Source organism: Sphingomonas sp. jy18 (assembly GCF_056931895.1).
Genome location: NZ_JBXPBT010000001.1, coordinates 338,185 through 362,811, shown reverse-complemented (window position 1 = coordinate 362,811; position 24,627 = coordinate 338,185). Strand labels below are relative to the sequence as shown.

At 67.1% G+C, this 24,627-nt stretch carries 24 protein-coding genes; 11 read left to right on the top strand and 13 right to left on the bottom strand.

Going from position 1 to position 24,627, the window contains the following annotated elements; translation table 11 throughout:
• Positions 1 to 86 precede the first annotated feature (86 nt).
• Both AC0QC4_RS01775 and AC0QC4_RS01770 read left to right on the top strand, forming a co-directional pair.
• A complete protein-coding gene (locus AC0QC4_RS01775) occupies positions 87 to 3,368 on the top strand; it encodes a YadA-like family protein (RefSeq protein ID WP_483657998.1) in 3,282 nt (1,093 codons plus the stop codon).
• Positions 3,369 to 3,442: 74 nt separating this feature from the next.
• Positions 3,443 to 3,955 (top strand): hypothetical protein, encoded by a 513-nt coding sequence (locus AC0QC4_RS01770; protein ID WP_483657997.1) that lies wholly within the window; start codon positions 3,443 to 3,445, stop codon positions 3,953 to 3,955.
• A gap of 21 nt (positions 3,956 to 3,976) precedes the next feature.
• Here the strand turns inward: AC0QC4_RS01770 and AC0QC4_RS01765 are convergent, their stop codons facing one another.
• A complete protein-coding gene (locus AC0QC4_RS01765) occupies positions 3,977 to 5,356 on the bottom strand; it encodes a protein adenylyltransferase SelO family protein (protein WP_483657996.1) in 1,380 nt (459 codons plus the stop codon).
• Positions 5,357 to 5,384: 28 nt separating this feature from the next.
• Here AC0QC4_RS01765 and AC0QC4_RS01760 point away from each other — a divergent pair, with 28 nt between their 5' ends.
• From AC0QC4_RS01760 to AC0QC4_RS01750, 3 genes are all read left to right on the top strand, one after another.
• Positions 5,385 to 6,278: an alpha/beta fold hydrolase gene (locus AC0QC4_RS01760; RefSeq protein ID WP_483657995.1), complete on the top strand. Its 894-nt coding sequence runs from the start codon at positions 5,385 to 5,387 to the stop codon at positions 6,276 to 6,278.
• Entirely contained in the window at positions 6,275 to 7,429 is a 1,155-nt protein-coding gene (locus tag AC0QC4_RS01755) for a glycosyltransferase (protein ID WP_483657994.1), read from the top strand. The genes AC0QC4_RS01760 and AC0QC4_RS01755 overlap by 4 nt, the downstream gene beginning before the upstream one ends.
• A gap of 62 nt (positions 7,430 to 7,491) precedes the next feature.
• Positions 7,492 to 8,892, top strand: a complete 1,401-nt coding sequence (locus AC0QC4_RS01750) for an NAD(P)H-dependent flavin oxidoreductase (protein WP_483658634.1) — start codon at positions 7,492 to 7,494, stop codon at positions 8,890 to 8,892.
• Positions 8,893 to 8,899: 7 nt separating this feature from the next.
• Here the strand turns inward: AC0QC4_RS01750 and AC0QC4_RS01745 are convergent, their stop codons facing one another.
• Positions 8,900 to 10,099 (bottom strand): hypothetical protein, encoded by a 1,200-nt coding sequence (locus tag AC0QC4_RS01745; protein WP_483657993.1) that lies wholly within the window; start codon positions 10,097 to 10,099, stop codon positions 8,900 to 8,902.
• 145 nt (positions 10,100 to 10,244) lie between these two features.
• Between AC0QC4_RS01745 and AC0QC4_RS01740 the strand changes: the two genes are divergently transcribed.
• From AC0QC4_RS01740 to AC0QC4_RS01730, 3 genes are all read left to right on the top strand, one after another.
• Positions 10,245 to 10,751, top strand: coding sequence for an SH3 domain-containing protein (locus AC0QC4_RS01740; protein WP_483657992.1), 507 nt, complete (start codon positions 10,245 to 10,247; stop codon positions 10,749 to 10,751).
• A gap of 98 nt (positions 10,752 to 10,849) precedes the next feature.
• Positions 10,850 to 11,062: a helix-turn-helix transcriptional regulator gene (locus AC0QC4_RS01735; RefSeq protein ID WP_483657991.1), complete on the top strand. Its 213-nt coding sequence runs from the start codon at positions 10,850 to 10,852 to the stop codon at positions 11,060 to 11,062.
• Positions 11,059 to 11,763 carry a hypothetical protein gene (locus AC0QC4_RS01730; RefSeq protein WP_483657990.1) on the top strand — a complete coding sequence of 235 codons (705 nt, stop codon included), beginning with the start codon at positions 11,059 to 11,061 and terminating at the stop codon, positions 11,761 to 11,763. Before AC0QC4_RS01735 ends, AC0QC4_RS01730 begins: the two co-directional genes overlap by 4 nt.
• 61 nt (positions 11,764 to 11,824) lie before the next feature.
• Here the strand turns inward: AC0QC4_RS01730 and AC0QC4_RS01725 are convergent, their stop codons facing one another.
• Complete coding sequence (locus tag AC0QC4_RS01725; RefSeq protein WP_483657989.1) at positions 11,825 to 12,340, bottom strand: RcnB family protein; 516 nt, start codon at positions 12,338 to 12,340, stop codon at positions 11,825 to 11,827.
• Between the two features lie 215 nt (positions 12,341 to 12,555).
• Between AC0QC4_RS01725 and AC0QC4_RS01720 the strand changes: the two genes are divergently transcribed.
• Positions 12,556 to 12,867 carry a chorismate mutase gene (locus AC0QC4_RS01720; RefSeq protein ID WP_483657988.1) on the top strand — a complete coding sequence of 104 codons (312 nt, stop codon included), beginning with the start codon at positions 12,556 to 12,558 and terminating at the stop codon, positions 12,865 to 12,867.
• Positions 12,868 to 13,031: 164 nt separating this feature from the next.
• Here AC0QC4_RS01720 and AC0QC4_RS01715 read toward each other — a convergent pair whose 3' ends face one another.
• The 3 genes from AC0QC4_RS01715 to AC0QC4_RS01705 form a co-directional block, all read right to left on the bottom strand.
• Positions 13,032 to 13,511, bottom strand: a complete 480-nt coding sequence (locus tag AC0QC4_RS01715; RefSeq protein WP_483657987.1) for a hypothetical protein — start codon at positions 13,509 to 13,511, stop codon at positions 13,032 to 13,034.
• A gap of 136 nt (positions 13,512 to 13,647) precedes the next feature.
• On the bottom strand, positions 13,648 to 14,043 hold the full coding sequence (locus tag AC0QC4_RS01710; protein ID WP_483657986.1) for a bactofilin family protein: 396 nt from the start codon (positions 14,041 to 14,043) through the stop codon (positions 13,648 to 13,650).
• Between the two features lies 1 nt (position 14,044).
• Positions 14,045 to 15,199 (bottom strand): M23 family metallopeptidase, encoded by a 1,155-nt coding sequence (locus tag AC0QC4_RS01705; protein WP_483657985.1) that lies wholly within the window; start codon positions 15,197 to 15,199, stop codon positions 14,045 to 14,047.
• Positions 15,200 to 15,474: 275 nt separating this feature from the next.
• On the opposite strand from AC0QC4_RS01705, the gene AC0QC4_RS01700 reads away from it, so the two are divergent.
• Both AC0QC4_RS01700 and AC0QC4_RS01695 read left to right on the top strand, forming a co-directional pair.
• Entirely contained in the window at positions 15,475 to 15,861 is a 387-nt protein-coding gene (locus AC0QC4_RS01700; protein ID WP_483657984.1) for a DUF805 domain-containing protein, read from the top strand.
• An 87-nt stretch (positions 15,862 to 15,948) separates the two neighbouring features.
• Positions 15,949 to 17,292, top strand: a complete 1,344-nt coding sequence (locus AC0QC4_RS01695) for a methyltransferase family protein (protein ID WP_483657983.1) — start codon at positions 15,949 to 15,951, stop codon at positions 17,290 to 17,292.
• A gap of 37 nt (positions 17,293 to 17,329) precedes the next feature.
• Here AC0QC4_RS01695 and AC0QC4_RS01690 read toward each other — a convergent pair whose 3' ends face one another.
• The 7 genes from AC0QC4_RS01690 to AC0QC4_RS01660 all read right to left on the bottom strand — a co-directional run bounded on the left by AC0QC4_RS01690 (position 17,330) and on the right by AC0QC4_RS01660 (position 24,501).
• Entirely contained in the window at positions 17,330 to 18,220 is an 891-nt protein-coding gene (locus AC0QC4_RS01690; RefSeq protein ID WP_483657982.1) for an SDR family NAD(P)-dependent oxidoreductase, read from the bottom strand.
• A gap of 310 nt (positions 18,221 to 18,530) precedes the next feature.
• Positions 18,531 to 19,229, bottom strand: a complete 699-nt coding sequence (gene phoB / locus AC0QC4_RS01685) for a phosphate regulon transcriptional regulator PhoB (protein ID WP_483657981.1) — start codon at positions 19,227 to 19,229, stop codon at positions 18,531 to 18,533.
• A 15-nt stretch (positions 19,230 to 19,244) separates the two neighbouring features.
• A complete protein-coding gene (gene phoU, locus AC0QC4_RS01680; RefSeq protein ID WP_483657980.1) occupies positions 19,245 to 19,934 on the bottom strand; it encodes a phosphate signaling complex protein PhoU in 690 nt (229 codons plus the stop codon).
• A gap of 98 nt (positions 19,935 to 20,032) precedes the next feature.
• Positions 20,033 to 20,809: a phosphate ABC transporter ATP-binding protein PstB gene (gene pstB / locus AC0QC4_RS01675; RefSeq protein WP_483657979.1), complete on the bottom strand. Its 777-nt coding sequence runs from the start codon at positions 20,807 to 20,809 to the stop codon at positions 20,033 to 20,035.
• A 2-nt stretch (positions 20,810 to 20,811) separates the two neighbouring features.
• Positions 20,812 to 22,083, bottom strand: a complete 1,272-nt coding sequence (gene pstA, locus AC0QC4_RS01670) for a phosphate ABC transporter permease PstA (RefSeq protein ID WP_483657978.1) — start codon at positions 22,081 to 22,083, stop codon at positions 20,812 to 20,814.
• Positions 22,076 to 23,461, bottom strand: a complete 1,386-nt coding sequence (gene pstC, locus AC0QC4_RS01665) for a phosphate ABC transporter permease subunit PstC (protein WP_483657977.1) — start codon at positions 23,459 to 23,461, stop codon at positions 22,076 to 22,078. Before pstC ends, pstA begins: the two co-directional genes overlap by 8 nt.
• Positions 23,458 to 24,501, bottom strand: a complete 1,044-nt coding sequence (locus tag AC0QC4_RS01660; protein WP_483657976.1) for a substrate-binding domain-containing protein — start codon at positions 24,499 to 24,501, stop codon at positions 23,458 to 23,460. The genes pstC and AC0QC4_RS01660 overlap by 4 nt, the downstream gene beginning before the upstream one ends.
• Between the last annotated feature and the right edge of the window lie 126 nt (positions 24,502 to 24,627).

Below are 24,627 nucleotides of genomic sequence, written 5' to 3'. Positions count from 1 at the left end.
GCTCAACGGCCGCTCAGCGTCGCCTGTTGAACGGCAAGACTGTGGTCGCAACCTCCGCCTCCATCAGCGCTATGGCACTGATGTTCATGGCAACTGACGCCTCCGCGCAGAACTGCGTCATTCGACCCGGCGTTACTGCGGGCGTGCAGAGCAACTCTGGCGGCGACTGCTATCTGCTCGCCGTCAACGGCCCGCAGACCACCCAGCTTGGTCAGGATGCCAATGCGACCGACGCCAACCAGACTGTCGCGGTCGGTGCCGATTCGGACGCCACGGCTGATCGCGCGACTGCAACGGGCTACGGCGCGCAGGCCACCGGTGCCAACTCCACCGCTGTCGGTGCGGTTTCGACCGCGTCGGGCGTCAACAGCTCGGCACTCGGCACCAGCTCGGTCGCTTCCGGCGGCCTCTCGGTAGCTTCGGGCTTCGGTGCAACCGCCTCCAACACCGTGACGGTCGCCATCGGCGCCAACTCGCTCGCGTCGCGCGGTGGCGCGGTGGCCGTGGGCGGTCAGGCTTCGGCCACCGACAACGCTTCGGTCGCGATCGGTGCGGTCGCTTCGGCAACCGGCGCTGAATCGGTCGCCATCGGTGGCGATGCCAATGGCGTCGCCGGCGCCCAGGCCACCGGCCCGCGCTCGACCGCCATCGGCGGCCTGAGCGGCGCGACCGCTGAAAGCTCGGTCGCGCTCGGCCATGGTGCCCAGGCGACGGCAACCGATTCGGTCGCGATTGGCGCCAACTCGGTGGCCGATCAGGCCAACACCGTCTCGGTCGGCACGGCCGGCAATGAGCGCCGCGTGACCAACGTTGCCGCCGGCACCGCCCCGACCGATGCCGCCAATGTCGGCCAGGTTGACGCGGCCGCCGCCGCTGCAGCCGCTGCGCTCGCCGCTGAAACCGCCGCCCGCATCGCCGATGTCGACGCCGAGGAAGCCGCTCGCATCGCCGACGTCGACGCCGAGGAAGCCGCTCGCATCGCCGACGTCGATGCCGAGGAAGCCGCGCGTATCGCCGACGTGGACGCCGAAGAGGCAGCCCGCATCGCCGATGTCGATGCCGAAGAGGCCGCCCGGATTGCCGATGTGGACGCAGAAGAGGCTGCCCGGATTGCCGATGTCGACGCGGAAGAAGCTGCCCGTATCGCAGATGTCGATGCCGAGGAAGCGGCGCGAATCGCCGATGTCGACGCTGAGGAAGCCGCGCGAATCGCCGATGTCGATGCTGAAGAGGCGCGTGCACTTGCCGCAGAAGCTGCGCTGGATGTCCGGCTTACCGCTACCGAAACCGAGCTACTGAGCTTCGAGGTGCAGGGCAATGGCGTTGCAAGCGCCACGGGGGCCAACGCAGTGGCTGTCGGTGGCGCAACAAACGCTGCCGGAGCCGATTCGACTGCGGTCGGCAATGGTGCCACCGCGCTCTCTGACCGCTCGACCGCGATCGGTGCCGGCGCGCTTGCCACTGGCTCGACTGCCGTCGGCGCCGGGGCGCAGGCTACCGGCGTCAGCTCGGCTGCCTTCGGCGTCGATGCCGTCGCCAGCGGTGACCGCTCGGTCGCCGTCGGTGAAGGCGGTACCACCGCCAGCGGTGTCGGCACCACGGCTGTCGGCGACGCTTCGCTTGCCACCGGCCCGCTCTCGACCGCCATCGGTTCCGACGCGCGTGCGTCGGACACGCTGGCCACCGCACTCGGCAACGGCGCCAACGCTGCTGCGGCCTCGACCGTCGCCATCGGCGGCAATGCTGAAGCAACCGAAAACAGTGCCATTGCCATCGGCGTCAACGCCCAGGCAGCCGGCCTCGACGCGGTCGCCATCGGTGGTGACGATCAGGGCGCGGTCCGCACCCGTGCGGTCGGCAACTCGACCACCGTCGTCGGTGGCGAAGCCTCGGCCATCGGCACCGGTGCCACCGCCTTCGGTTGGAGCGCGGATGCTACCGCTATCGGCGCTACCGCTGTCGGCACCGGCGCTACCGCCTCGGCCCTGACCACTGTCGCCATCGGCAATGCCGCGGCAGCCACGGACGAGGACGCGGTCGCCATCGGTGACCTCGCCACGGCCTCGGGCTTCCATTCGACCGCCGTCGGCGGCGAATCGGACGCCACCGGTCGCGGCGCGCAGGCCTTCGGCTGGCAGTCCGCTGCCACCGGCAACCTCTCGGTTGCCGCCGGCCGTCAGGCGGTTGCCGCCGGCGCCCAGTCGTCGGCCTTCGGTGACAACGCCCGCGCCAACGGCGATCGTTCGACCGCCGTCGGTAACAACACCACCGCTGCCGTCGACGGCACTGCGCTCGGTACCCAGGCTTCGGCCGGTGCCGGCGGTACCGCTGTCGGCCGCATCGCCAGCGCCGCGGATCAGGCCATCGCCATCGGTGAAGGCGCCCAGGCGACCGGCAACCGCGGTGTTGCAACCGGCATCGGTGCCCTCGCCGGCGCGAACAGCGTTGCCTATGGTAGCGACTCGGTCGCGACCGGCACGACCTCGACCGCCATCGGCGATCAGGCCCGTGCCACCAACGAAGACGCGGTGGCCATCGGTCAGCTCGCCAATGCATCCGGCTTCCACTCGACCTCGGTCGGTGCCGAATCGGTTGCCTCGGGCACCGGCGCGCAGGCCTTCGGCTGGCAGGCTGCTGCTACCGGCAACCTCAGCCTCGCTTCGGGCCACCAGGCCGTCGCAAGCGGTGTCCAGTCGACCGCCGTCGGTCGTCAGGCCAACGCAGGCGGCGCTCAGTCGACCGCGCTGGGCTTCGGTGCCAATGCGGCTCAGGCCAATTCGACCGCGATCGGCACCGGTGCCACCACCACCCGCGCCAACCAGGTGGTGATCGGCGGGGCCGGCAGCTCGGTGACGATCGGCGATCTCGCCGCCTCGACCGCCGCGCAGACCGGCAGCGTCGACGTGCTGACCGCCGATGCCAGCGGCACCATGGGCCGCGGCCCGTCGGTCGCCAGCCTCGCAACGGTTACCGCACTCAACGCGGAAATCGCTGCACGCATCGCCGGTGACAACACGCTGGCTGCCCGTGCGACCGCGATCGAAGCCGTCAACGCCACGCAGACCGCGCAGATCCTGACCCTGCAGGGCCAGACTGCAACGCTGTTCGATCTGACCGAGCGCAACCGTCGCGACATCCGCGTCGCCTATGAAGGCGTCGCGATGGCGCTGGCGATGGAATCCCCGGCCCTGCCGGCGGGTACCAACTTCGCGCTGTCGGGTGGCTTCGGCTACTATTCGGATCGCACCGCCGGTTCGCTTGCCTTCACCGCTCGCGTCGGCGAAAACGCCTCCATCGGTGGTGGCGTCGGCGTCGGTATCAACAGCGGCGAAGTCGGCGCTCGCGGTGGGTTCCAGATCGCGTGGTAAGCATGATTTCGATTTTGTCGAAAATGGTTCGGCCGGGGCGTTTCGCCCCGGCCGTTTTCTTCGCGTTGGCAGCGATGGCCAGTCCGGCTGTCGTGCGCGCGCAGGCGGCACCGCCGCCCCCCTCGATCGCGCCGGTTCCGACCGAGCTCGAAATGGCCAAGCTGATCTGGTCGACGATGATCGCGGTCGAACAGGCCAATGTTTCGGGCAATTATTCGGTGCTGCGCGATATGGCAGCGCCCAGTTTCCAGCAGCTCAACGATCCTGCCCGGCTCGCGCAGATATTCGCGCCGATCCGTGCCAGCCGCATCGACCTTTCCAACACGCTACTGCTGGCCCCGACCTATGTCGGCACGCCGCAGCAGATCGAGAACGGCGCTTTCGGCGTGCGCGGCTATTTCGGCCTGCGTCCGACTGCAGTGGGGTTCGAGCTCTATTATCAGTGGGTCAATGGTCGCTGGCGCCTGTACGGCATCGGCATCAGCCCCCAGCCGCTGGCTACCATCCAGCCGCTCGGCACCGATGGCGCGGCACCGCCGGCACCGCCCGCCCCGGCACAGCAGGAGGGCCGCCGTCGTCGCAACTGACGGCGGTCGACCTCCCTATCATCAGCCCAGCGCTGCCCCCATCGCCCTGATCGCCGCCACCTTGTCGCGTAGCGGCTGCCAGTCGTCTGCGTCGGCGATGGGCGCCCACAGCGTTTCGACCTCTTCGATGGCCAGCGACTGTGGCGGCACGATGGTCCACCATGATCCGCGCACCGCTCGGCGTCCGCCCAGCGCGTCGACCAGCGCCGCGCGTTCGGCGCTCGGTGCTCCGTCCGGCACCGTTCCTCCGGCCCAGTCGACGAAGAAGTCGTCGATCAACCCGCCCTCGGCGCGCATCACCTGCTCGCCAGCCAGCACCAGCGCTCTATCCTGCTCCGGGCTGGCCTTGCTCACCCCCAACCGCCAGCAGAAGCGTTCGGCAATCGCTGCCTCATAGGCCGGGGCGAAATCCTCGAGCGCGGCGACCAGAGGTTCGGCCTCGCACAGCAGTCGCAGCGAAACGGCGAGCTGCCCGACATTCCAGTGCATCACCTGCGCCTGTCTGCCGAACGCATAGAGCCCGCCATGATCGAAATAGGCCGCAACAAAGGCGGGATCCCAGCTTGGCGTGAACCGCCATGGGCCATAATCGAAGCTTTCGCCGGTGATGTTGATGTTGTCGGTATTGAGCACCCCATGCACGAAGCCCGCCACCATATAGCTGGCGACAGTGCGCGCACAGCGGCGGGCAGTGAAGCCGACCAATGTCGCGGCGGCGGTCTCCACCGTCATGCTCGCAGCCTGCCCGGCGTCGATCCCGACATAATGGCGCAGGCAGTAGCGCAGCAGGCGCTCCATCTCGCTGGCCAGCCCCAGATGGGCCAGCCGCTGGAAGCTGCCGACGCGGATGTGGCCGTGGCTCTGCCGCACCAGCACCGCCGACCGGGTGGGGGAAGGCTCATCGCCGCGGTGGAGCGCCTCGCCGGTCTCGACGATGGACAGGGTCCGGCTGGTCTCGACACCCAGCGCGGCCAGCATCTCGGTGGCCAGCAACTCGCGCACGGCGCCCTTCAGCGTCAACCGCCCGTCGCCGAACCGGCTCCAGGGCGTCTGCCCGGAGCCCTTGGTGCCCAGATCGATCAGCCGCCCGTCGCCATCGCGCAGTTGCGCGAACAGAAAACCGCGACCGTCGCCCAGATCGGGATTGTAGCTGCCGAACTGGTGCCCATGATAGCGCAGCGCCAGCGGCTGGGGCAGATTGCCGGCAAAGGGCACGAACCGGCCGAACCTCTCGGTCCACTCGTCATCGCCCAGTCCGTCGAGACCGATCTCGGCCGCCGCGCGGTCATTGCGCCAGCGCAGGATGTGCTCGGGAAAGTCTGCTGCCTCGACCGGGTCGGCAAGGAAGTCCGCAATCGACAGAATCGCGGGATCGTGGCGGGCGTCTGGGGCTTGCGTCATGGGGCGCTTGTGGCGATAGCTGGCGGACATGGCAACGCAGGCGATCCCGGGGGAAAGCGCGGAATGGCGCAAGCTGGTCTGGTGGTCGAACGATGGCCTGAGGCTGCATGCCCGCGTCTATGATCCGCCCGCCGGTGCCGATACCTCGGCCATGCCTGTGCTGTGCCTGCCGGGGCTGACCCGCAACGCGCGCGATTTCGATCGCATCGCACCGCATCTCGCCCGCCATCGCCGGGTGTATGCCGTCGACTTCAGGGGCCGTGGCGACAGTGGCTATGCGCGCGATGCGATGACCTATGTGCCGCTAACCTATGTCCAGGATGTCATGGCGCTGCTCGCGAGCGAGGACATCGGGCGCTTTGCCGTCATCGGCACCTCGCTGGGCGGGATCGTCGCGATGTTGATAGCCGCGACCCAGCATGGCCGGGTGGCGGCACTGGTGCTCAACGATGTCGGGCCGGAACTCGACCCCGCGGGCCTCGACCGCATTCGCGGCTATGTCGGGCAGAACAGCAACCATCCCACCTGGGTGCATGCGGCGCGCGCCATCGCGGCCGCGAACAGTCACGTCTACCCCGGCTGGGGGCTGGAAGACTGGCTGGTGATGGCCAAGCGCACCCACCGCCTGACCCGCGAAGGGCGGATCATTGCCGATTATGACAGCAATATCGCCCAGCCCTTCAAACTGCCGGGCGGGGAGGCCGGGGTCGATCTGTGGCCGGCCTTCGATTCGCTCAAGGATGTGCCGCTGCTGATCCTGCGCGGCGCGCTGTCTGACATATTGGCGGCGGGATCTGCCGAGCGGATGGCGGCGCGGTTGCCGCATGCCCGCCTCGTCACCATCCCCGACGTCGGCCATGCGCCGACGCTGGATGAAGCCGAGGCGGTTGCGGCCATAGACGCGCTGTTCGCCGGACTGTGAGCCCGCCAGTCCACATCCTCCACTGCCACTCGACATTCAGTCTCGGCGGCAAGGAAGCGCGCGCCGTGCGGCTCATGAATGCATTCGGCGCGGCTGCGCGGCACAGCATCATCTCTGCGATGCCCGATCAACTGGGCGCGCGTGCCGCCATTGCCGCAGGGATCTGGGCGGAATTTCCTGTCGAGGGTCGCGCGCCGGCCCTGCATGGCAAGCCGGGTCCGGGCCGTTATCTGGCGCTGGCCCGGTACATGCAGAATTTCGATCTGGTGCTGAGCTACAATTGGGGGGCGATGGATGCGGTGATGGCGCATCGGTTGCTGGCGCGGATGATGCCGCTGCCGCCGCTGATCCACCATGAGGACGGGTTCAATGCCGATGAGGCAAACGGGCTCGACTGGCGTCGCAACGCCTTCCGCCGCGCCGCGCTGCCCACTGCGACGGCGGTGGTGGTGCCAAGCCATCTGCTCGAGCGGACCGCTTACGGCGCCTGGGGCCGCCGCCTGCCGGTCACCCGCATTTCCAACGGCATAGACGTGGCCAGCTATGCCCGGCCGAGCGCCGGCAGCATCCCGGGCCTGGTGAAACGGCCCGGCGATGTCGTCATCGGCACGGTGGCGGGCTTGCGCACGGTCAAGGGGCTTGACCTGCTGGTCGAGGCCTTGGCGCTGACGCCGCCCAACGTCAGGCTGGTGATTGTCGGGGAAGGCCCGGAGCGGGAAGCGATTGCGGCTGCCGCGCAGCGGCTGGGTGTGGCGGACCGGCTGTTGCTGCCCGGCTTCTTGGCGCAACCGCACCGCTATGTCGGGCATTTCGATATCATGGCGCTGTCATCGCTCTCCGAACAACAGCCGATCGCTGTGATGGAAGGCATGGCTGCCGGCCTGCCCATCGTGGCGCCGCCGGTGGGAGACGTGCCGGCGATGGTCGCGCCCGATAATGCCCGCTTCATTGTCGACCGCAGTGCCCCGGCCCTCGCCGCGGCACTTTCCGCTCTTGCAGCGGATGCGGCGCTGCGCCGCCGCATCGGCGCGGCCAATGCAGCGGCGGCGCGACGTGATTTCGACGAACGGGTGATGATCGGGCGCTACGCCTCCCTATATGCAGCAGCATTGGGCATCGATTCCGCGGCCTTGACCGGCCCGCCGAAATAGGCAGCGCAATTTTTTGATAGCGGGGCTATAGCGCCGCGCGAGACGGATACGCAGGGAGCGAGATATTGTTCAAAGGGGTAAAGCCCATCGTTTATGGCGGGCGGGAAATGTGGCCGCTGGTGGAAGGCGGCAAGGGTGTGTCCGCCACCAATCATGCCAGTTCGGGTGCCTGGGCCGCAGCGGGCGGCATCGGCACGGTCAGCGCGGTCAATGCCGATCATTACGACGCTGATGGCAACGCCGTCCCGCAAACCTTCGAAGGCCAGACCCGGCGCGAACGGCATGACGAGCTGATCGCCTATGGCATCAAGGGCGCGGTCGCGCAGGTCCAGCGCGCGCATGAGATTGCCGGCGGCGAAGGCGCGATCAACATCAACGTGCTGTGGGAAATGGGCGGCGCACAGCCGATTCTCGAGGGCGTGCTGTCGCAGACCCGCGGGCTGGTCACCGGCGTCACCTGCGGCGCGGGGATGCCCTACAAGCTCAGCGAGATCGCTGCGCGGCACGGCGTCTATTATCTCCCGATCATCTCCTCCGCCCGCGCCTTCCGCGCGCTGTGGAAGCGCGCCTATTCGAAGGTGCCCGAATGGCTGGGCGCGGTCGTCTATGAGGATCCGTGGCTGGCCGGCGGCCACAACGGCCTCAGCAATGCGGAAGACCCGCTGGTGCCGCAGTCCCCCTATCCGCGCGTTGCCGCGCTGCGCGCGACGATGCGCGCCGAAGGCGTGTCGGAAGACGTGCCGATCGTGATGGCCGGCGGCGTCTGGTACCTGCGCGACTGGAGCGACTGGATCGACAATCCCGAGCTCGGTCAGATCGCCTTCCAGTTCGGCACCCGCCCCCTGCTGACGCAGGAAAGCCCGATCCCGCAGGGGTGGAAGGATGCGCTGCGCACCATCGAACCCGGCGACGTGCTGCTGCACCGCTTTTCGCCGACCGGCTTCTATTCCTCTGCGGTGCGCAATCCGTTCCTGCGCAATCTCGAAGCCCGCTCGCAGCGGCAGATTCCGTTCGGCAGGGTCGAATGCGGGGTGAATTCGCAGCGGCTGGAGATTGCCCGCAAGAAATATTGGGTCGCGCCCGAGAGCGTGGCGGCGGCGCAGGGCTGGATGGCAGATGGCTATACCGAAGCGCTGAAAACGCCGGACGATACGCTGGTGTTCGTCACCCCTGAGGAGCGGGCGACCATCCACACCGATCAGCAGGAATGCATGGGCTGCCTGTCGCATTGCGGCTTTTCGTCATGGAAGGACCATGACGATTATACCACCGGCTACCTCGCCGACCCGCGCAGCTTCTGCATCCAGAAGACCCTGCAGGATATCGCGCATGGCGGGGACATCGACCGCAATCTGATGTTCGCCGGCCACGCCGCCTACATGTTCAAGCAGGACCCCTTCTATTCGAACAACTTCACCCCCACGGTGAAGCAGCTGGTCGACCGCATCCTCACCGGGGATTGAGCCAGCCTCAGGCGCGGCGCATCGGCACCACCATGCCCATCATCAGGGCAGCGATGGCGGTGCCGACGACGCTCCAGCCGGCAATGGCAGCGATGGCGATGGTCTGGGCGATGATCTGGTCGATCATCCCCATCCCGTCGGGATAGCCGCTGCCACCGAATGGCACGAAGGCGAGGAAGATCGCCGCGAAGAAGCCGCCGCTCTTGGCCGCTGCAGCGACCATGGTGACGACATCGCCCTTGTCGTGCCAGCCAAGGCGCTTGGGCATCAGGCGCGGGGCGATGGCCGCCGCAAGCGCTCCCAGCAGTCCGGTGATGAACGCGCCGCCGATCGACAGCCCGTCGCCGGCGGTGAGGGCGGCGATCGTGCCTGCCATCAGGCCGAGCGCCAGCGGCTGCGGATCGAGCGAGCGGCGCGCGGCGCCCATCGCCACGGCACCGGTTGCGGCGCTGGTCAGCATCGCCAGCATGGCCACCGCCGCATTGTCCCCCGCGCCCAGCGTCGCGCCGCCGGTGAAGGCCAGCAGGCCGAGCAGCAGCAGTGCCGCCCCGCCGAGCAACCGCGCCGAATCGACAGGCGCGTCATCGCCCTCTGCGGTGCCGACCATCGCCATCGCCACCAGCGCGGAGACGCTGCCGGCATAGAAGATGGTGAGGCCGCCGCCCGTATCGAGTGCGCCCCATTCGGCCAGCCAGCCCCCGCCCCAGATCCAGCGGGACACCGGCACCAGCACCAGCAGGAACCACAATGCCGTGAAGCCGAGCAGCCAGCCGGGCCGCGCGCGGGGTGCCAGCGCGCTGCTCAGCAGGGTCACCGCAACCAGCACGAAGCCGAGCTGGAACAGGGCGAAACCGGTTTCGGCGACGCTGGTCCCTTCGCGCAACGTACCCATCAGGTTGAGCATCCAGTTGGTGCCCCCGCCGATCACGCCGTTCAATGCCCCTGCTGCGACCAGATCGAACATCAGGCTGTAGCCGACCAGGAAATAGAGCAGGGTGACCAGCGCCATGCCGGCAATGCTGGCAGGCAGCATCCGCTCTGAGGCACCCCGCCCATAGGCGGCGGAAAAGATCAGCAGCAGCGCGGGCACGCATGCCCCGAGCCCGATCAGCAGGCTGGCGAGCAGCCAGCCGGTATCGCCGCTGTCAGGAACGATCAGCGTCGCCGCCTGAGCCGGAGAGGCCGCCAGCACCACGGCGGCGAACATGGGAGACAATCTTGCAATCGACACGCGGCATCGCCTTTCGGGATGGGGGGTATGGCGGAGCGGCTTAGCTCGCAACCCTTGATGAATCGCTTACCATGCGATGCAGCCTTTGCCGCCCGGCGCTGGTCTGTTAGCAAAACGGATGGTGATCATCCGGAGCAGGGAGCAGCAGGTGCGGCAACGCGGGACTTTGACGATCGGCATCGCCGCGCTGCTTGTCGCCGCGATCGGGCCGGGCGGCGCGTCCGCGCAGGACCAGGTGCCGCCTTATTGGGCCTCGATCGATGCCACCCGTGCCATCATGCGCCGCGGTCCCTCGCAGGAGATGCGGGCGATGTGGGAATATCGCCGGCAGGGCCTGCCGCTCAAGGTGCTGCGGCTGCATGACGACTGGCGCCTGGTGCGCGAACCCGATGGCACCACCGGCTGGATGCACCGCAGCCTGATCACCGGCCGCCGCACCGCCATCGTCACCGAAAGCGAGACGCCGCTGCGCGCCGCGCCCGATGCCGGCGCGCCGGTCGCTTACCGGGCGGAGCAGGGCGTCATCGGCCGGATCAGCGACTGCACGCCGGGCTGGTGCCTGTTCGATGTGCTCGGCCGCCGGGGCTATGTGGCGCGCGATGCCATCTGGGGCGACGATGGCGACTGAGAGGCAAACTGATTCATCCTGACCTATGTCGCACCTGATCGGGCGATGCCTGTAAAGAGTTCTTGACTGACAAGAGTTCTTTACATAGAGACTGCGCCATGAAGAATGTCCTGCGCGAACTGAGGGAAGCCCGTGGCTGGTCGCAGGGGGCGCTGGCAGCGCGGCTCGGTGTTTCGCGGCAGACGATCAACGCGGTCGAAACCGACAAATATGACCCCAGCCTGCCGCTGGCGCTGCGCCTTGCCAAGCTGTTCGGGGTCAATGCGCAGGACATTTTCCTCGATGACTGGCAGCCGGAGGATGATGCATGAGCGATACGCAGGAACCACAGCGCGCCTCTCCGCGCTGGAATGACCGATTGATCGACCGGCTGTTCGTGCCGCGATCGCAGCAGGGCTGGAAATATTGGCTCGCCTCCGCCGCCGTCGGTGCGGTGGTCGGCGGCAGCAGCGTGTTTCTGGTCGAACTGCTGTTCGGTGACGAAGCCGTCGACAATGGCATCGATGCGATCGGCGGCATCGGGCCGTTTGTGGCCCTGCTCCTCGCCGGCTTGCTGCTCTTCGTGGGCCTGTTCGTGCTGGTGATGGGCAGCTCGCGCCGCGCCACGCAGCGCGCAATGGAGCTCGACGATGCCGATCCGGCACCAGCGATGATGGCGAGTTTCCGGCTTTCGGCGCTGTCGGTGGCCTGCCAGGCCGGGTTGATCCTGCTCGTCATCTTCAACGGCCTGCCTGCCGCCCCGGCGCTGGCGGTCGCGGCCCTGCTGCTGGTCGCCGAACAATGGCTGGGCTGGCGCACCTATATCCATATGGACGAGCTGTGGCGACAGGCGACACTCGAAAGCTGCGCACTGCAATCGGGGCTGGTGTCGCTACTGTTCGGCGGCTGGGCGGTGCTCAATGCCTATGCGCTTGCCCCGGCCCTGTCCCCGCTTGCCGCGATGGTGACATTGCTGCTCGCCAGCCTCGTCACCAGCATCTTCGCCTCGCACCGGCGGGGCATGTTCGCCTAGCACAAAAAGACCCCGGAGGATTGCTCCTCCGGGGCCATCGGCTCTCCTTGCCGAACGCGGATTACCAGTAAAAGCCGTTGTAGACGCGCACGACGCGATCGGTGCGGGTGTTGACCAGCAGCAGGTCGTTATAGTGGCGCACATAGCGCTGGTAGCGGCCCGGCTGCGGCAGACGGAAGCGGGCGTAATTGTTCACCCGATAGCCGTCGCCCCAGTAGCGGGCGTTGATCGACGAGCCCACGCCAAAGCGCTGGTAGCGGAACGGGGCGCGGAAGGCGGGGGCGCGATAGAGGTTGCGGTTGCGCTGGCGATATTCGCGCCAGTCCTCGCGGCGATCCTGCCGGGCTTCGCGGACATCGCGCCGTTCTTCCCGTACATCGCTGCGGGCATCGCGGACATCGTCGCGGTCGCCGGTGCGGCGGGCCCGGTCGAGATCGCGCTGGGCTTCGCGGACGTCGCGCTGTTCCTGCCGGATTTCGCGGGTATCGCGCTGATATTCGCGGTTCTGGGCGGTCGCGGCGGTCGCCGGGACCAGCATTGCGGCGATCAGGCTCGCCGTGAGCAACTTGCTCTTCATGGCATGTTCCTTTCCAATAGTCAGGGGTAAGGGGGGTTGCCCTGACCATTGCGTTTCTACGCGCCAGCTTGTGAGGGGTTCCTGAATTGGCCTGTCAGGTCAGGGACATAAGTGTCGCGCATGTGTCGCAAACACCGGCCCCCAGGGCGACAGATCGGCGACGGGCGCAACGGACCGGCTCGACAAGCGCGACCAGCGCGCTATGGCGCAGCGCCATGACCGATATGCCGATAGCGCCCGACACGTGCACGACCATGGCCGAAGTGCGTAGCGGCGTCGATGCGACCGATGCCGAGCTGGTCGCGCTGCTCGCGCGCCGCTTCGGCTACATGCGCGCCGCCGCCCGCATCAAGCCCGACCGGACGGCGGTGCGCGACGAGGCGCGCAAGGCGCAGGTCATTGCCAATGTCAGCGCGCACGCCGCTGCGGCGGGCCTCCCCCCTGAACGGCTCGCTGCCGTCTGGGAGGTGCTGGTCGAACAGTCGATTGCCTATGAATTCGACATCTGGGACGCGACACGCGACTGACACGCCGCGCACAGGACCGATGGCGCGAACAGTCCGTTCCGGTAGAGTTTAGAGGTTGTCCTGTTTTGTTTGAACCGTAGTGCTGAGCTTGTCGAAGCACGCCTCTCCGACAGGCGTGCTTCGACAAGCTGAGCACTACGGTTCAGTTTGGGCAGGACTGCCCCTTAGCGCCGCGTTTCGAGGATCTTGCCGTCGGCCACCAGCGCCGCGAAATCGGCGCGATTGACCGGAATACGCTCGCTCTCATCCCAGCGGATGACGGCGCTGCGGTCCCGCAACTCGCGGCGGGCGCCTTCCGCGTTCGGCCATGCCGCGTCCTCGGTGATGATGGTCACGCGGTCCGGCGATACCTCGACGACCTTGACCTGACCGAATGATTCGCTTTGCGTGCCGTTGTCGTCGCTGAAATCCACCGACGAGAAATGGTTGAGATCGGCGGCCCAGATATCGCCGACCTGCGGATCGGCCAGCAGCGGATCGAGCGAGCTGGCCGCCGCCTTGGGCGCGTCGGCCTCGGCCGTGTCGCCGGTGCTTGCGGCAGTCGCGCTGCCTTCGTCCGCTGACGCGCCCTTGTCTCCGGTCAGTGAACCGCAGCCGCCCAGCATCAGTGCCGTGGCGGCGAATGCAATAATGGTCTTGCGCATGGTCTTGCTCCCTCCGACGCCGTCCGCCCCTTGCGGTCCGGCTCCCCGGTCAAATTATGGAGCATGTATCTAGCCGATGCAAAGGGCGGCGCTGTGACGCCCGCCACAGCCTAGGGTCCTGACCCTAGGTCAGGAGCTATTGGCCGGTCAGCACTTCCTGCGGCGCGGACTGGTCGGTCACGGCGCGCGTGGCAGCGGTGCCGGCGCGGCGATGGCTGAAGCGGCCTTCGACCTGGCTGCCCTGTTCGATCGTCAGATTTTCATAAGTGACGTCGCCGGTGATCCGCGCCGTCGACTGGATCACCAGATCGCGCGCGACGATCGAGCCGTCGACAGTGCCGGCGAGTTTGGCGGTTTCGGCAACCACCGCGCCCTTGATCAGGCTGTCCTCGCCCTGGACCAGGCTGGCGCAGGCCAGATCGCCCTCGACCCGGCCGTCCACGTGCAGGTCGACGCTGGCCGAGATATTGCCGGTGACGATCACGTCCGCCCCGAGGATCGAGAAGGTCGTGTGGCGGGCGCCTGTCGCCATTCTAGCGGGCTGCGACACGGGTGCGGACTCGCTCGCCGGCATCGGCTTGGATTTCGAGAACATCGGGGTTGGCCTCCAGGAAACGGCGCGGGTTGACGGCAGTGCCGCCGACGCGGACCTCGAAATGCAGGTGGGTGCCGGTCGACCGGCCAGTCGATCCCATACGCGCAATATGCTGCCCGGGCGTTACCATCTGCCCGACCTGCACGTCGATGCCGGACAGGTGGGCATAGCGGGTGAGGATGCCATGGCCATGGTCGATCTCGACCGCATTGCCATAGCCGCCCTTGCGCCCGGCGAAGGAGACGCGGCCGGCGGCAGCAGCGCGGATCGAGCTGCCATGCGCGCCCTTGAAATCGAGCCCGGCGTGCATTGCGCCGCGGCCGTTGAACGGATCGTGGCGATAGCCGAAGCCGCTCGACAGCTCCATGCGATCGGCGGGGAGGTTGGAGGGCAGGGCTATCAGCAGCGCTTCCAGCCGCTCCATCCGCTGCACCTGCAGCGCCAGCGCGCGGAAGGCGGGGTCGGCCGGCACCGGCATGCGGCGGCGCGTGTCGGGAATGAAGGGGCCGCCCTGTGCGGCGGTGCCGGAGGCCGGACGGATGCCGACGGTGCGCAGCGCCGCTTCGGCGCGCGCGGCGCGGCGCTCCACCGCGCCGGTCATGATCGCCACCAGCCGGTGCTGGCGGTCGCGAATGGCGTTGAGCCGGCTGATCTGGTCGGCAGCCGGGGGCGTCGCCGCCTCGCCCGATGCCGCCTGCTCGCGTGCCAGCGCGGCTGCGGCTTCGGGATCGTCGCCGAAATGCGTGCTCAGGATCGATTCGACATAGTCCTGCCGCTGGTCGAGCGATGCGGCCATGCCTTCGACGGTCTGCCGCTCCGCCGCGATCTTGGCCTCTGCCGCCTCGACCTGCACGGCGCGCACCGCGACGTCGCGGTTGTGCCAGCCAACCCATGCGTTCCAGCCGACCAGCGCCAGCGTCACCAGCAGCCAGCAGGCGATGACCGCAACCGCGATGGATGCGGCGCGCCGCTGCAGCTTCGCGGACAGGCGAAGGAACCGGACGTCGCCGCCGGTGCGCACATAGATCTCATGGTCGCGGAACAGACTGTCCCACTTGCCGGAGAGCGACCTCCAGCCTTGCGATATTGCCACGGTAAGCGGCCCCCGACTTGTTCTGTCGTTACGTTGGCTGCGCGGTAGCAGGCGCTGGCCAAGAGTCGAATCGATTGCAGGACTTGCGGGGCGAATCGCACGAGTCGTGCGACCAGACGAGGATCGGGGGCGAAACGGACCTCTCACGCATTTGTCATTTATTGCGAATCGCCGGTTGCATCCTGTCGCCATCAAGGCCAGCATCGCGCCGCAGGCCAACAGGCCGTGGGTCGACGGAAGGCGCCGGTTGGGGCGCATGCCAAGGGGGTTGAACCATGGAATGGATGACATTGCCGCTGAAACGCTACGCCGATTTCCAGGGGCGTTCGCGGCGCAAAGAATATTGGATGTTCACGCTGTTCATCTTCATCGTCGCGGTGGTGCTGGGCATCGTCGAGGGGATTTTGGGGCTGAGCGGCATGGTCGGCGGCGTCTATGGCCCGATCACCACCCTTTTCCTCCTCGCCATCATCATCCCGTCGCTCGCGGTGCAGGTGCGCCGCTTCCACGATCAGGACAAGTCGGGATGGTTCGTGCTGATCGGCCTGATCCCGCTGCTCGGCGGTCTGGTCGTGCTGGTGTTCATGTGCCTTGAAGGAACGCCGGGGCCGAACCGCTTCGGAGACGATCCCAAGGGGTCCTCGCCCGACATCTTCGCCTGATCCGTGCATGCGGGCGGCGGTGATGGCCCGCCGCCCGCATTCACCTGACCTTGACCAATTGCGCCTAAGCCTGTCGAGATGACAGGCATGGCGATCAGCGACAGTCCCGCACCTGCGGCTCCTGCATCCGGCGATGCGGCGCGCCCGCGTTCAGCGGTCAGCGGCGGCGTCGGCCTGGCCGGGCTGGCGGGGCTGTTCGCCTGGTTCTTCATCGCCCGCCACTATAGCATGGACGGGGAGCATAGCGCGCTCGCCAGCGTCTTCTTCTGCGGCCTCGCCATGGTGCTGTGGTCGCTGTTCGTCGATCGCGTCCATCGCAATCCCTCCACCGGCATCGACTGGGATGGGCCTGCCCGCCCGATCGCCGAGGCGTGGGATCTGTCCCGCATCAAGCTCACCGGCCTGTGGGCGACCTGGGCGATCATTGCGGCGGCCTATGTCATGCTGCGCTACTATTGGGTCGGCCAATATGGCTTTGCCATGAAATGGCTGGGCATCGCCATCGTGCCGATGGTGCTGCTCTCCATCCCCTATGTGCTGTGGCTCGACCGGCGGCTGGTGGAGCCGCGCGATGCCGCCTGGCACTTCGGCCGCTGGCTGGTCGGTGGGGAGGATGCCGATCTTGCGATGGTGTGGAAGCATTGGCGCGCCTGGGTGGTGAAGGGCTTCTTCCTCGCCTTCATGCTCTCCATCGTCCCCGGCAATTTCATGCCGATCGTGCTGAGGCCCTGGGATGTCATCATCGACAACCCGGTGAATTTCGCGGTCTTCGGCATCGCCCTGATGTATCTGGTCGACGTCCATTTTGCGACCGTGGGCTACATCATGACCATGCGCCCGCTCGATGCGCATATCCGCACCGCCAACCCCTATGGCATGGCGTGGGTGGCGGCGCTGGCCTGTTATCCGCCCTTCGTGCTGATGAACCCCGGCGGCCCGCTCTTCTATCAGGAGGGCGCGGGCGACTGGGCGGGCTGGTTTGCCGGCCACACCAGTCTGCTGTGGCTGTGGGGCGGCATGCTGGTCACGCTCAACGCCGTCTATGCCTGGGCGACGGTGGCCTATGGCCTGCGCTTTTCCAACCTGACGCACCGCGGCATCATCACCCACGGGCCCTACCGCTTCACCCGCCATCCGGCCTATGTCGCCAAGAACAGCTTCTGGTGGCTCTCCAGCCTGGTGATATTGCCGTGGGACGGCTCGATGTTGACCGCCTTTCGCAATACCGCGCTGCTCTGCGCGGTCAGCGGGGTCTATTACTGGCGCGCCAAGACCGAGGAGAAGCATCTCCTCGCCGATCCGGCCTATCGCGCCTATTGGGAATGGGCGCAGGCGCATGCGCTGGTGCCGCGCCTGATGACGCGCCTCACCGGCCTCGCCCGCCCGGCGATCGTGCTGGAACCGGACCCGCGGGCCGGCCGGCCGGACTGACCGGCCGGGCCGGCGAGGCCGGTCAGGCGCTATCGGGTCAGCTGTTGAGCAGCGTCATGATGTTCATCGACTGCTCGGCACCGGTCTGCGGCAGCGTGTCGCCGGTGCGGTCGGTGACTTCGGCAAAGCGGCGCGCCACTTCTTCCGGGGTCGGCTCGTCGAGCTTGATGCCGCGGGTCATGGTGACGGCGGCGGCATGCACCGCGCCCGCGCCCGCGCCGAGCACGGTGTTGCTGGGCGCCTCGTCCGACACCAGGAACAGCGACGCGGGGACGACCAGCTCCGGCGCAAAGGCGTTCATCGCCGCTTCGGGGAAGATATCCTCGGTCATGCGGGTCGCCGCGACCGGGGCGATCGAGTTGACCTTGATATTGTTCTTCGCGCCTTCGATCGCCAGCGTCTTCATCAGGCCGACGAGGCCCAGCTTGGCGGCGCCGTAATTGGCCTGGCCGAAATTGCCGTAGAGGCCGGTCGAGGAGGAGGTCATCAGGATGCGGCCGTAATTCTGCTCGCGCATCGTGTCCCACACCGCCTTGGTGGCAAAGGCGGAGCCGATCAGGTGGACTTTCACCACCAGTTCGAAATCGGCCGGGTCCATCTTGGTGAAGCTCTTGTCGCGCAGGATGCCGGCGTTGTTGATGAGGATGTCGACGCGGCCCCAGGCTTCCTTGGCCTTGGCGACCATCTCGACCATCTGCGCATATTCGGTGACGCTGCCGCCGTTCGACATCGCTTCGCCGCCGGCCGCCTTGATTTCCTCGACCACCTTCAGCGCCATGTCCGAATGGCCGGTGCCGTCGCGCGCGCCGCCGAGATCGTTGACCACCACCTTGGCGCCGCGGCGGGCGAGTTCGAGCGCATAGGCGCGGCCGATGCCGCCGCCCGCACCGGTGACGATGGCGACGCGGTCCTTGAAAGAGATGGTCATGAGGGGTGCTCCGTTGACGTTAGCGTTAAGTTGCCGCGTCATTACGCGCGTCAGCGCGGGTTGCAACCCTCACGTCGCCCCGGACTTGATCCGGGGCCGCTATCGGGGTTGCGCCACGCTGTCAGCGGCCCCGGATCCAGTCCGGGGCGACGATGGTTTAGAACGTGATGACATCAGGTTGAACCACCCCACCCGTGTCATTCCCGCGAAGGCGGGAATCCAGGGCGGAACAGAGCGAAGGTTGTTGCCGCCCCTGGATTCCCGCTTTCGCGGGAATGACAAAGATGACTCCATCTATGGTCATCACGCTCTAAGAGGCCAGTTCCTTATCCAGCGCATAGCCCGCCGAACGCACGGTTCGGATGATGTCCGGCGCGCCGTCGATGTTGATGGCCTTCCTCAAGCGGCGGATGTGCACGTCGACCGTGCGCAGCTCGATGTCGCTGTCCTGCCCCCAGACATTGTCGAGCAGCCGTTCGCGGCTGAACACCCAGCCGGGATGTTCGAGGAAATGCCGCAGTAGGCGGAACTCGGTGGGGCCCAATGGCACGGTCTTGCCGCCGCGCTTCACCTTGTGGCCGACGGTGTCCATCTCGATGTCGGCATAGACCAGCGCCTCGCCGGCCAGCGCCGGGCGCACGCGGCGCAGCACCGCGGTGACGCGGGCGACCAGCTCGCGCGGGGAGAAGGGCTTGGTGACATAATCGTCCGCGCCTGTTTCCAGTCCGCGCACCCGGTCTTCCTCCTCGCCGCGCGCGGTGAGCATGATGATGGGGACGTTGGCGGTATCCGAATTGCGGCGGAGCTGGCGGCACAGCTCGATCCCCGACAGGCCTTCCACCATCCAGTCGAGCAGGATGATGTCGGGCAGTTTTTCCTGCACCCACAGCAGCGCTTCCTCGCCATTGGGGGTGTGCCGGATCGCGAAGCCTTCGCGGCTGAAATGCCAGACGACCAGTTCGGCAAGCGCCGCATCGTCTTCCACCAGCAGCATGTCGGGTTGGGCCATGGTCGTCGCTCCTTCTCAGCCTTCCGCCGGATCGTCGCCTTTTTCGCGCTCGTCCATGTGCTGGCCGGTGGCGGTGAAATAGACCATCTCGGCCACGTTGGTGGCATGGTCGCCAGCGCGTTCCAGATTCTTGGCGACGAACAGCAGATGCGCCGCTTCGCTGATGCTGCGCGGATTTTCCATCATGTAGGTGATCAGCGCGCGGAAGATGGCGTTGTAGAAATCGTCGACCGACTTGTCGCGCGAGCTGACTTCCTCGGCCAGCTCCGGGTCGCGCGCGGCATAGGCGGCGAGCGCGTCGCGCAGCATCTCGCAGGCGATTTCGGACATGCTCATCAGCAGCGGAATCGCCTCGACCGAGCGGTCGGCGGAGAGCAGCGGCACCCGCTTGGCGATGCTCTTGGCATAGTCGCCGACGCGTTCGAGCACCGCCGCGATCTTGAGCGCGGCGATCATCGAGCGCAGGTCGTCGGCCATCGGCGCACGCAGCGCGATGGTGGTGACGACCAGCTTCTCGATCTCGTTTTCGAGCTCGTCGATGATGCGGTCGTCCGCAATGATCTGCGCGGCACGGTCACGGTCGCGGTGGTTGAGCGCGTCCATGGCCGTTTCCACCGCCATGGTGGCACGGCTGCCCATTTCGGAGACGAGACCACGCAGACGGTTGAGATCGTCGTCGAAGGCCTTGACGGTATGGTCGCTCATGATTGCCTCTTTTCCCGTAGCCCTGAGCTTGTCGAAGGGCGTTTCACCGCAAATCGCCCTTCGACAAGCTCAGGGCTACGGTTCAACGCGTCAACGCATCAGCCGTATCGACCAGTGATATAATCCTTGGTGCGCTCTTCCTTGGGGTTTGTGAAGATGTCGGTGGTCGGGCCATATTCGACGATCTTGCCGAGGTGGAAGAAGGCCGTTCTCTGGCTGACGCGCGCGGCCTGCTGCATGTTGTGGGTCACGATGACGATCGCATAGCGCCCGCGCAGTTCGTGGATCAGCTCCTCGATCTTGGCGGTGGCAATCGGGTCGAGCGCCGAGCAGGGCTCGTCCATCAGGATGGTTTCCGGGTCGACCGCGATCGCCCGGGCGATGCACAGCCGCTGCTGCTGGCCGCCGGACAGCGCGGTGCCGCTGTCGCCCAGCCGGTCCTTGACCTCGCCCCACAGGCCGGCGCGGGTCAGCGCATCCTCGACGATATTGTCCATGTCGGCCTTGCTGTCGGCAAGGCCATGGATGCGCGGGCCATAGGCGACATTGTCATAGATCGACTTGGGGAAGGGATTGGGCTTCTGGAACACCATGCCGACGCGCGCGCGCAACTGCACGACGTCCATCGACGGCGCGTAGATATCCTCGCCGTCCAGCCGGATGTCGCCTTCGACACGGGCGCCGGGAACGGTGTCGTTCATCCGGTTCATCGTCCGCAGGAAGGTCGATTTTCCGCAGCCCGACGGGCCGATGAAGGCGGTCACCGAATCGGTAAACACGTCGATCGAGACATCGTCGATCGCCTGTTTCGCGCCGTAGAAGACCTTGACGTTGCGCGCGGTCATCTTCGGGGTGCTTGGGGTTGGTTCGGTCATGATCACCAGCGCTTTTCGAAGCGGTTGCGGAGGAAGATGGCGGCGGCATTCATCGTCAGCAGCACGATGAGCAGGACGATGATGGCGGTCGAGGTATTTTCGACGAACCCGGCATCGACCTCGTCCGACCACAGGAACACCTGCATCGGCAGCACCGTGGCGCTGCTGCACAGGCCATCGGGCGTTCCGCCGACGAAGGCGCGCATGCCGATCAGCAGCAAGGGCGCGGTTTCGCCCAGCGCACGCGCCATGCCGATGATGGTTCCGGTCAATATGCCCGGCAGCGCCAGCGGCAGGACATGGTGGAACACCACCTGCACCTTGGAGGCGCCGATGCCGAGCGCGGCATCGCGGATCGACGGCGGTACCGATTTGATGGCGTTGCGCCCGGCGATGACGATCACCGGCATGGTCATCAGCGCCAGCGTGAGGCCGCCGACCAGCGGGCTGCCCTGGCACAGGCCGAAGATATTGATGAACAGCGCCAGCGCCAGCAGGCCGAAGATGATCGACGGCACGGCGGCGAGGTTGTTGATCGACACCTCGATGATGTCGGTCAGCCGGTTCTTGGGCGCATATTCCTCCAGATAGAGCGCGGCCAGCGTGCCGATGGGGAAGGCGAGCGCGAGCGTCACCGCCATCGTCAGCAGGCTGCCCTTGAGCGCCCCCCAGATGCCGGCGACGACCGGATCGGTGGCGTCGGCGTTGGACAGGAACATGGTGTCGAGCCCGCTCGACAGCCGGCCTTCGCGCTCCAGCCGCGCCACGGCGGCCTCGGCCGTCGCATTGCCCTCGCCCTTGTAGGCGACATCGATGTCGCTTGCCGCAGGCAGGTCGAGCGTCACGCTGCGCGACAGGAGGCCGGGATCGGCGATCAGGGCCTCACGCAGCGTGCGTTCGGCGGCGGTGCCGAACCAGCTGCGGGCATCCTCGCCATAAGCGCGCGCCGCAGCATTGCCGACTGCAGCCTCGATATCCTGACGGGCGAGGATGCGGCGGGCATTGGGGCCGACCAGTTGCTGCGGGGTGATGGTGAGGCCGCTGGACGCGACGTCGATGGTCAGCGCGATGCGCGTCTGGCTGAAACCGGACAGCCCCGACGCCGCCATGGTGACGAGCAGGAAGACGAGGAAGCCGGCGGACAGGGCGACCGCCGTGAAGCCGAACCAGCGGAATCGCCGTTCGGACGCGTAACGGCGGCGCACGCGTGCCTGCATCGCGGGCTGGGTCCAGCGCGACGCGGGTGCCGCAGCGGCGGGTGCGACGCTATTCATAAGCCTCCCGGTAGCGCTTGACGATGCGCAGCGCGACGATGTTGAGCAGCAGGGTGACGACGAACAGGACGAAGCCGAGCGCGAACGCCGCCAGCGTCTTGGCGCTGTCGAATTCCTGATCGCCGGTCAGCAGCTTGACGATCTGCACGGTGACGGTGGTGACGCTGGCAAAGGGATTGCCGGTGAGATTGGCCGATTGGCCGGCCGCCATCACCACGATCATCGTTTCCCCGATGGCGCGGCTGACCGCCAGCAGCACGCCGCCCATCACCCCGGGCAGCGCGGCGGGGATCAGCACCTGCCGGATTGTTTCCGAGGGCGTGGCGCCGAGCGCCAGGCTGCCATCGCGCATCGCACGCGGCACGGCGGCGATGCTGTCGTCGGCCATGGAGGAGACCAGCGGGATGATCATGATGCCCATGACGATGCCCGCGGCGAGCGCCGAATCCGAACTCGCCCCGGCAATGCCCAGCGCATCGGCGGCGCGGCGCAGTGCCGGGCCGACAGTGAGCGCGGCGAAATAGCCATAGACCACGGTCGGCACACCGGCGAGGATCTCGATGATCGGCTTGAGCCAGGCCCGCACCCGCTCGTGCGCATATTGGGTGAGGTAGATGGCGGTCATCAGGCCCAGCGGGATGGCCACGATCATCGCGATGATCGCGCCGATCAGCAGCGTGCCCCAGTAAAGCGGGATGCCGCCGAAGGTGCCCGGCACCGGCTCGCCGGCGGTCGGGTTCCAGTTGGTGCCGAACAGGAATTCGACCGGCGACACCATCGAGAAGAAGCGAAACGTCTCGAAGATCAGGCTGAAGACGATGCCGAACGTGGTGAGGATCGCGATCAACGAGGCGACCAGCAGTGCGAGGCTGGTCAGCCGCTCGACCTGGGTGCGGGCGCGCAGGGCCGGGCGGATGCGGGTAAAGCCGTAGGCCCCGCCGGCGAAAGCGAGGATCAGGCTGAGCACCACACCGATGGTCGAATAGCGCGACAGGGCGGCGCGGAACGGTTCGATCAGCGCGGGTGCGGCGGGGTGGAAGCCCCGTTCGAGACTGCCATCGGCCAATGCCCTTGCCTCGGCAAGCACCGCCTGGCGGTTGAAGGCATCGTCGGGCAATGCGGCTGCGGCCGGGGTCGCCAGCACATCGCTGGTGACCAGCGACGGGACCAGCGCCGACCAGATGGCGAGGAAGACGAGGGCGGGCAATATCGTCCACAGGGCCGCATACCAGCCGTGATAGGCCGGCAGCGAGTGCGGACGCGGCTGGGTGGCATCGGCATGCGACGGGGCCGCTTGCTGGATGGCGCGGGCGCGCCCGCAAGCCCAGGCAATGATGCCGAGCAGCAGCACCATCAGGAAGATGCTGACTCCGCTCACTTGAGCTGGCTTCCGTCGAGCAGGGTCGCGTTGCGGGCGACCGCCGTCATCGCCGCTAGATCTTCCGCATGCAGCGAGATCATGCCGCGCCGCTCGAGCGGGCCGTTGGGGCGCGCGGCGAACATCAGCACGTCCATATACTCGCGAAGGCCGGGGATCACGTCGAGGTGGCGGCGCTTGACATAGACGAACAGCGGGCGCGCGCCGGGATAGCTGCCATCGCCGATCGTGGCGCGGGTGGCCTCGACGCCTTCCATCGGAATATCCCGCAGCAGCGTGCGGTTCGCTTCCAGATAGGAATAGCCGAAGATGCCGATGCTGTTGGGGTTCTGCGCCAGCTTCTGGATGATCAGATTGTCGTTCTCGCCCTGCTCGACATAATAAGGCGCGCCGCGCAGCGTGAAGCAGATATCCTCGTAGCGCGCATGGTCGCTGTCCTTCAGCGCCTTGATCGCCGGATCGGTTTCACAGCCCTTGGCCATGACCAGTTCCTTGAAGGCATCCCAGGTGCCCGATGTCGATGGCGGCCCGAGCACCGAGATGGCGACGGCAGGCAGCGACGGATCGATGTCGGCCCAGGTGCGCGCGGTGTTGGGGCGGCCATAGGGGCGGGCGGCGATCGCCGCATAGACCTGCGCGCGCGTCAGGCTGAGCCGCTGCGCCGACCGGGACTGGCCCAGCGCCAGCCCGTCGATGCCGATCTGCAGCTCGATGAGCTCGCCAGCGCCGTTGGCCGAGCAGGTGGCAAATTCGGATGCCTTCATCCGCCGGGAGGCATTGGCGATATCCGGCGTCCCTGCGCCCAGCCCCTTGCAGAAGCGTTCGATGCCGCCGCCGGTGCCGGTCGATTCGATCTTGGGAACGGCGAGGTCCGGATTGCCCGCCACCAGCAGTTCTGCCGACGTCGTCGCGAACGGATAGACTGTGGAGGAGCCGACCGCGGAAATATAATCGCGGGAGGCCCCGGCGCTGCAGGCGACGAGAGCCGAAGGCGCAATCGCAAAAAGCGCGAGCGTCCGCAGCAGTGCCCTGATCCGCATGTGGATGGTCCTCGACAGGGCGGCACCATGCGCGCGCCCCAGTGATTGATTCGTTGAAACCGCCAATCTTACAGCGCGGTGACGTTTTGATGACACTGGCCAATGGTGCGGTCGGTCGCGGGCGGT

Excerpts from the sequence above, each read along its gene's own strand:
- pstA (WP_483657978.1), bottom strand. The coding sequence starts at position 22,083 with ATGAATAGCGTCGCACCCGCCGCTGCGGCACCCGCGTCGCGCTGGACC.
- phoB (WP_483657981.1), bottom strand. The coding sequence starts at position 19,229 with ATGGCCCAACCCGACATGCTGCTGGTGGAAGACGATGCGGCGCTTGCC.
- AC0QC4_RS01770 (WP_483657997.1), top strand. The coding sequence starts at position 3,443 with ATGGCCAGTCCGGCTGTCGTGCGCGCGCAGGCGGCACCGCCGCCCCCC.
- AC0QC4_RS01725 (WP_483657989.1), bottom strand. The coding sequence starts at position 12,340 with ATGAAGAGCAAGTTGCTCACGGCGAGCCTGATCGCCGCAATGCTGGTC.
- AC0QC4_RS01660 (WP_483657976.1), bottom strand. The coding sequence starts at position 24,501 with ATGCGGATCAGGGCACTGCTGCGGACGCTCGCGCTTTTTGCGATTGCG.
- AC0QC4_RS01765 (WP_483657996.1), bottom strand. The coding sequence starts at position 5,356 with ATGACGCAAGCCCCAGACGCCCGCCACGATCCCGCGATTCTGTCGATT.
- AC0QC4_RS01700 (WP_483657984.1), top strand. The coding sequence starts at position 15,475 with ATGGAATGGATGACATTGCCGCTGAAACGCTACGCCGATTTCCAGGGG.
- AC0QC4_RS01710 (WP_483657986.1), bottom strand. The coding sequence starts at position 14,043 with ATGGCGACAGGCGCCCGCCACACGACCTTCTCGATCCTCGGGGCGGAC.
- AC0QC4_RS01715 (WP_483657987.1), bottom strand. The coding sequence starts at position 13,511 with ATGCGCAAGACCATTATTGCATTCGCCGCCACGGCACTGATGCTGGGC.
- phoU (WP_483657980.1), bottom strand. The coding sequence starts at position 19,934 with ATGAGCGACCATACCGTCAAGGCCTTCGACGACGATCTCAACCGTCTG.
- AC0QC4_RS01695 (WP_483657983.1), top strand. The coding sequence starts at position 15,949 with ATGGCGATCAGCGACAGTCCCGCACCTGCGGCTCCTGCATCCGGCGAT.
- AC0QC4_RS01760 (WP_483657995.1), top strand. The coding sequence starts at position 5,385 with ATGGCAACGCAGGCGATCCCGGGGGAAAGCGCGGAATGGCGCAAGCTG.
- pstB (WP_483657979.1), bottom strand. The coding sequence starts at position 20,809 with ATGACCGAACCAACCCCAAGCACCCCGAAGATGACCGCGCGCAACGTC.
- AC0QC4_RS01775 (WP_483657998.1), top strand. The coding sequence starts at position 87 with ATGGCAACTGACGCCTCCGCGCAGAACTGCGTCATTCGACCCGGCGTT.
- AC0QC4_RS01730 (WP_483657990.1), top strand. The coding sequence starts at position 11,059 with ATGAGCGATACGCAGGAACCACAGCGCGCCTCTCCGCGCTGGAATGAC.
- AC0QC4_RS01720 (WP_483657988.1), top strand. The coding sequence starts at position 12,556 with ATGACCGATATGCCGATAGCGCCCGACACGTGCACGACCATGGCCGAA.
- AC0QC4_RS01735 (WP_483657991.1), top strand. The coding sequence starts at position 10,850 with ATGAAGAATGTCCTGCGCGAACTGAGGGAAGCCCGTGGCTGGTCGCAG.
- AC0QC4_RS01690 (WP_483657982.1), bottom strand. The coding sequence starts at position 18,220 with ATGACCATCTCTTTCAAGGACCGCGTCGCCATCGTCACCGGTGCGGGC.
- AC0QC4_RS01745 (WP_483657993.1), bottom strand. The coding sequence starts at position 10,099 with ATGTTCGCCGCCGTGGTGCTGGCGGCCTCTCCGGCTCAGGCGGCGACG.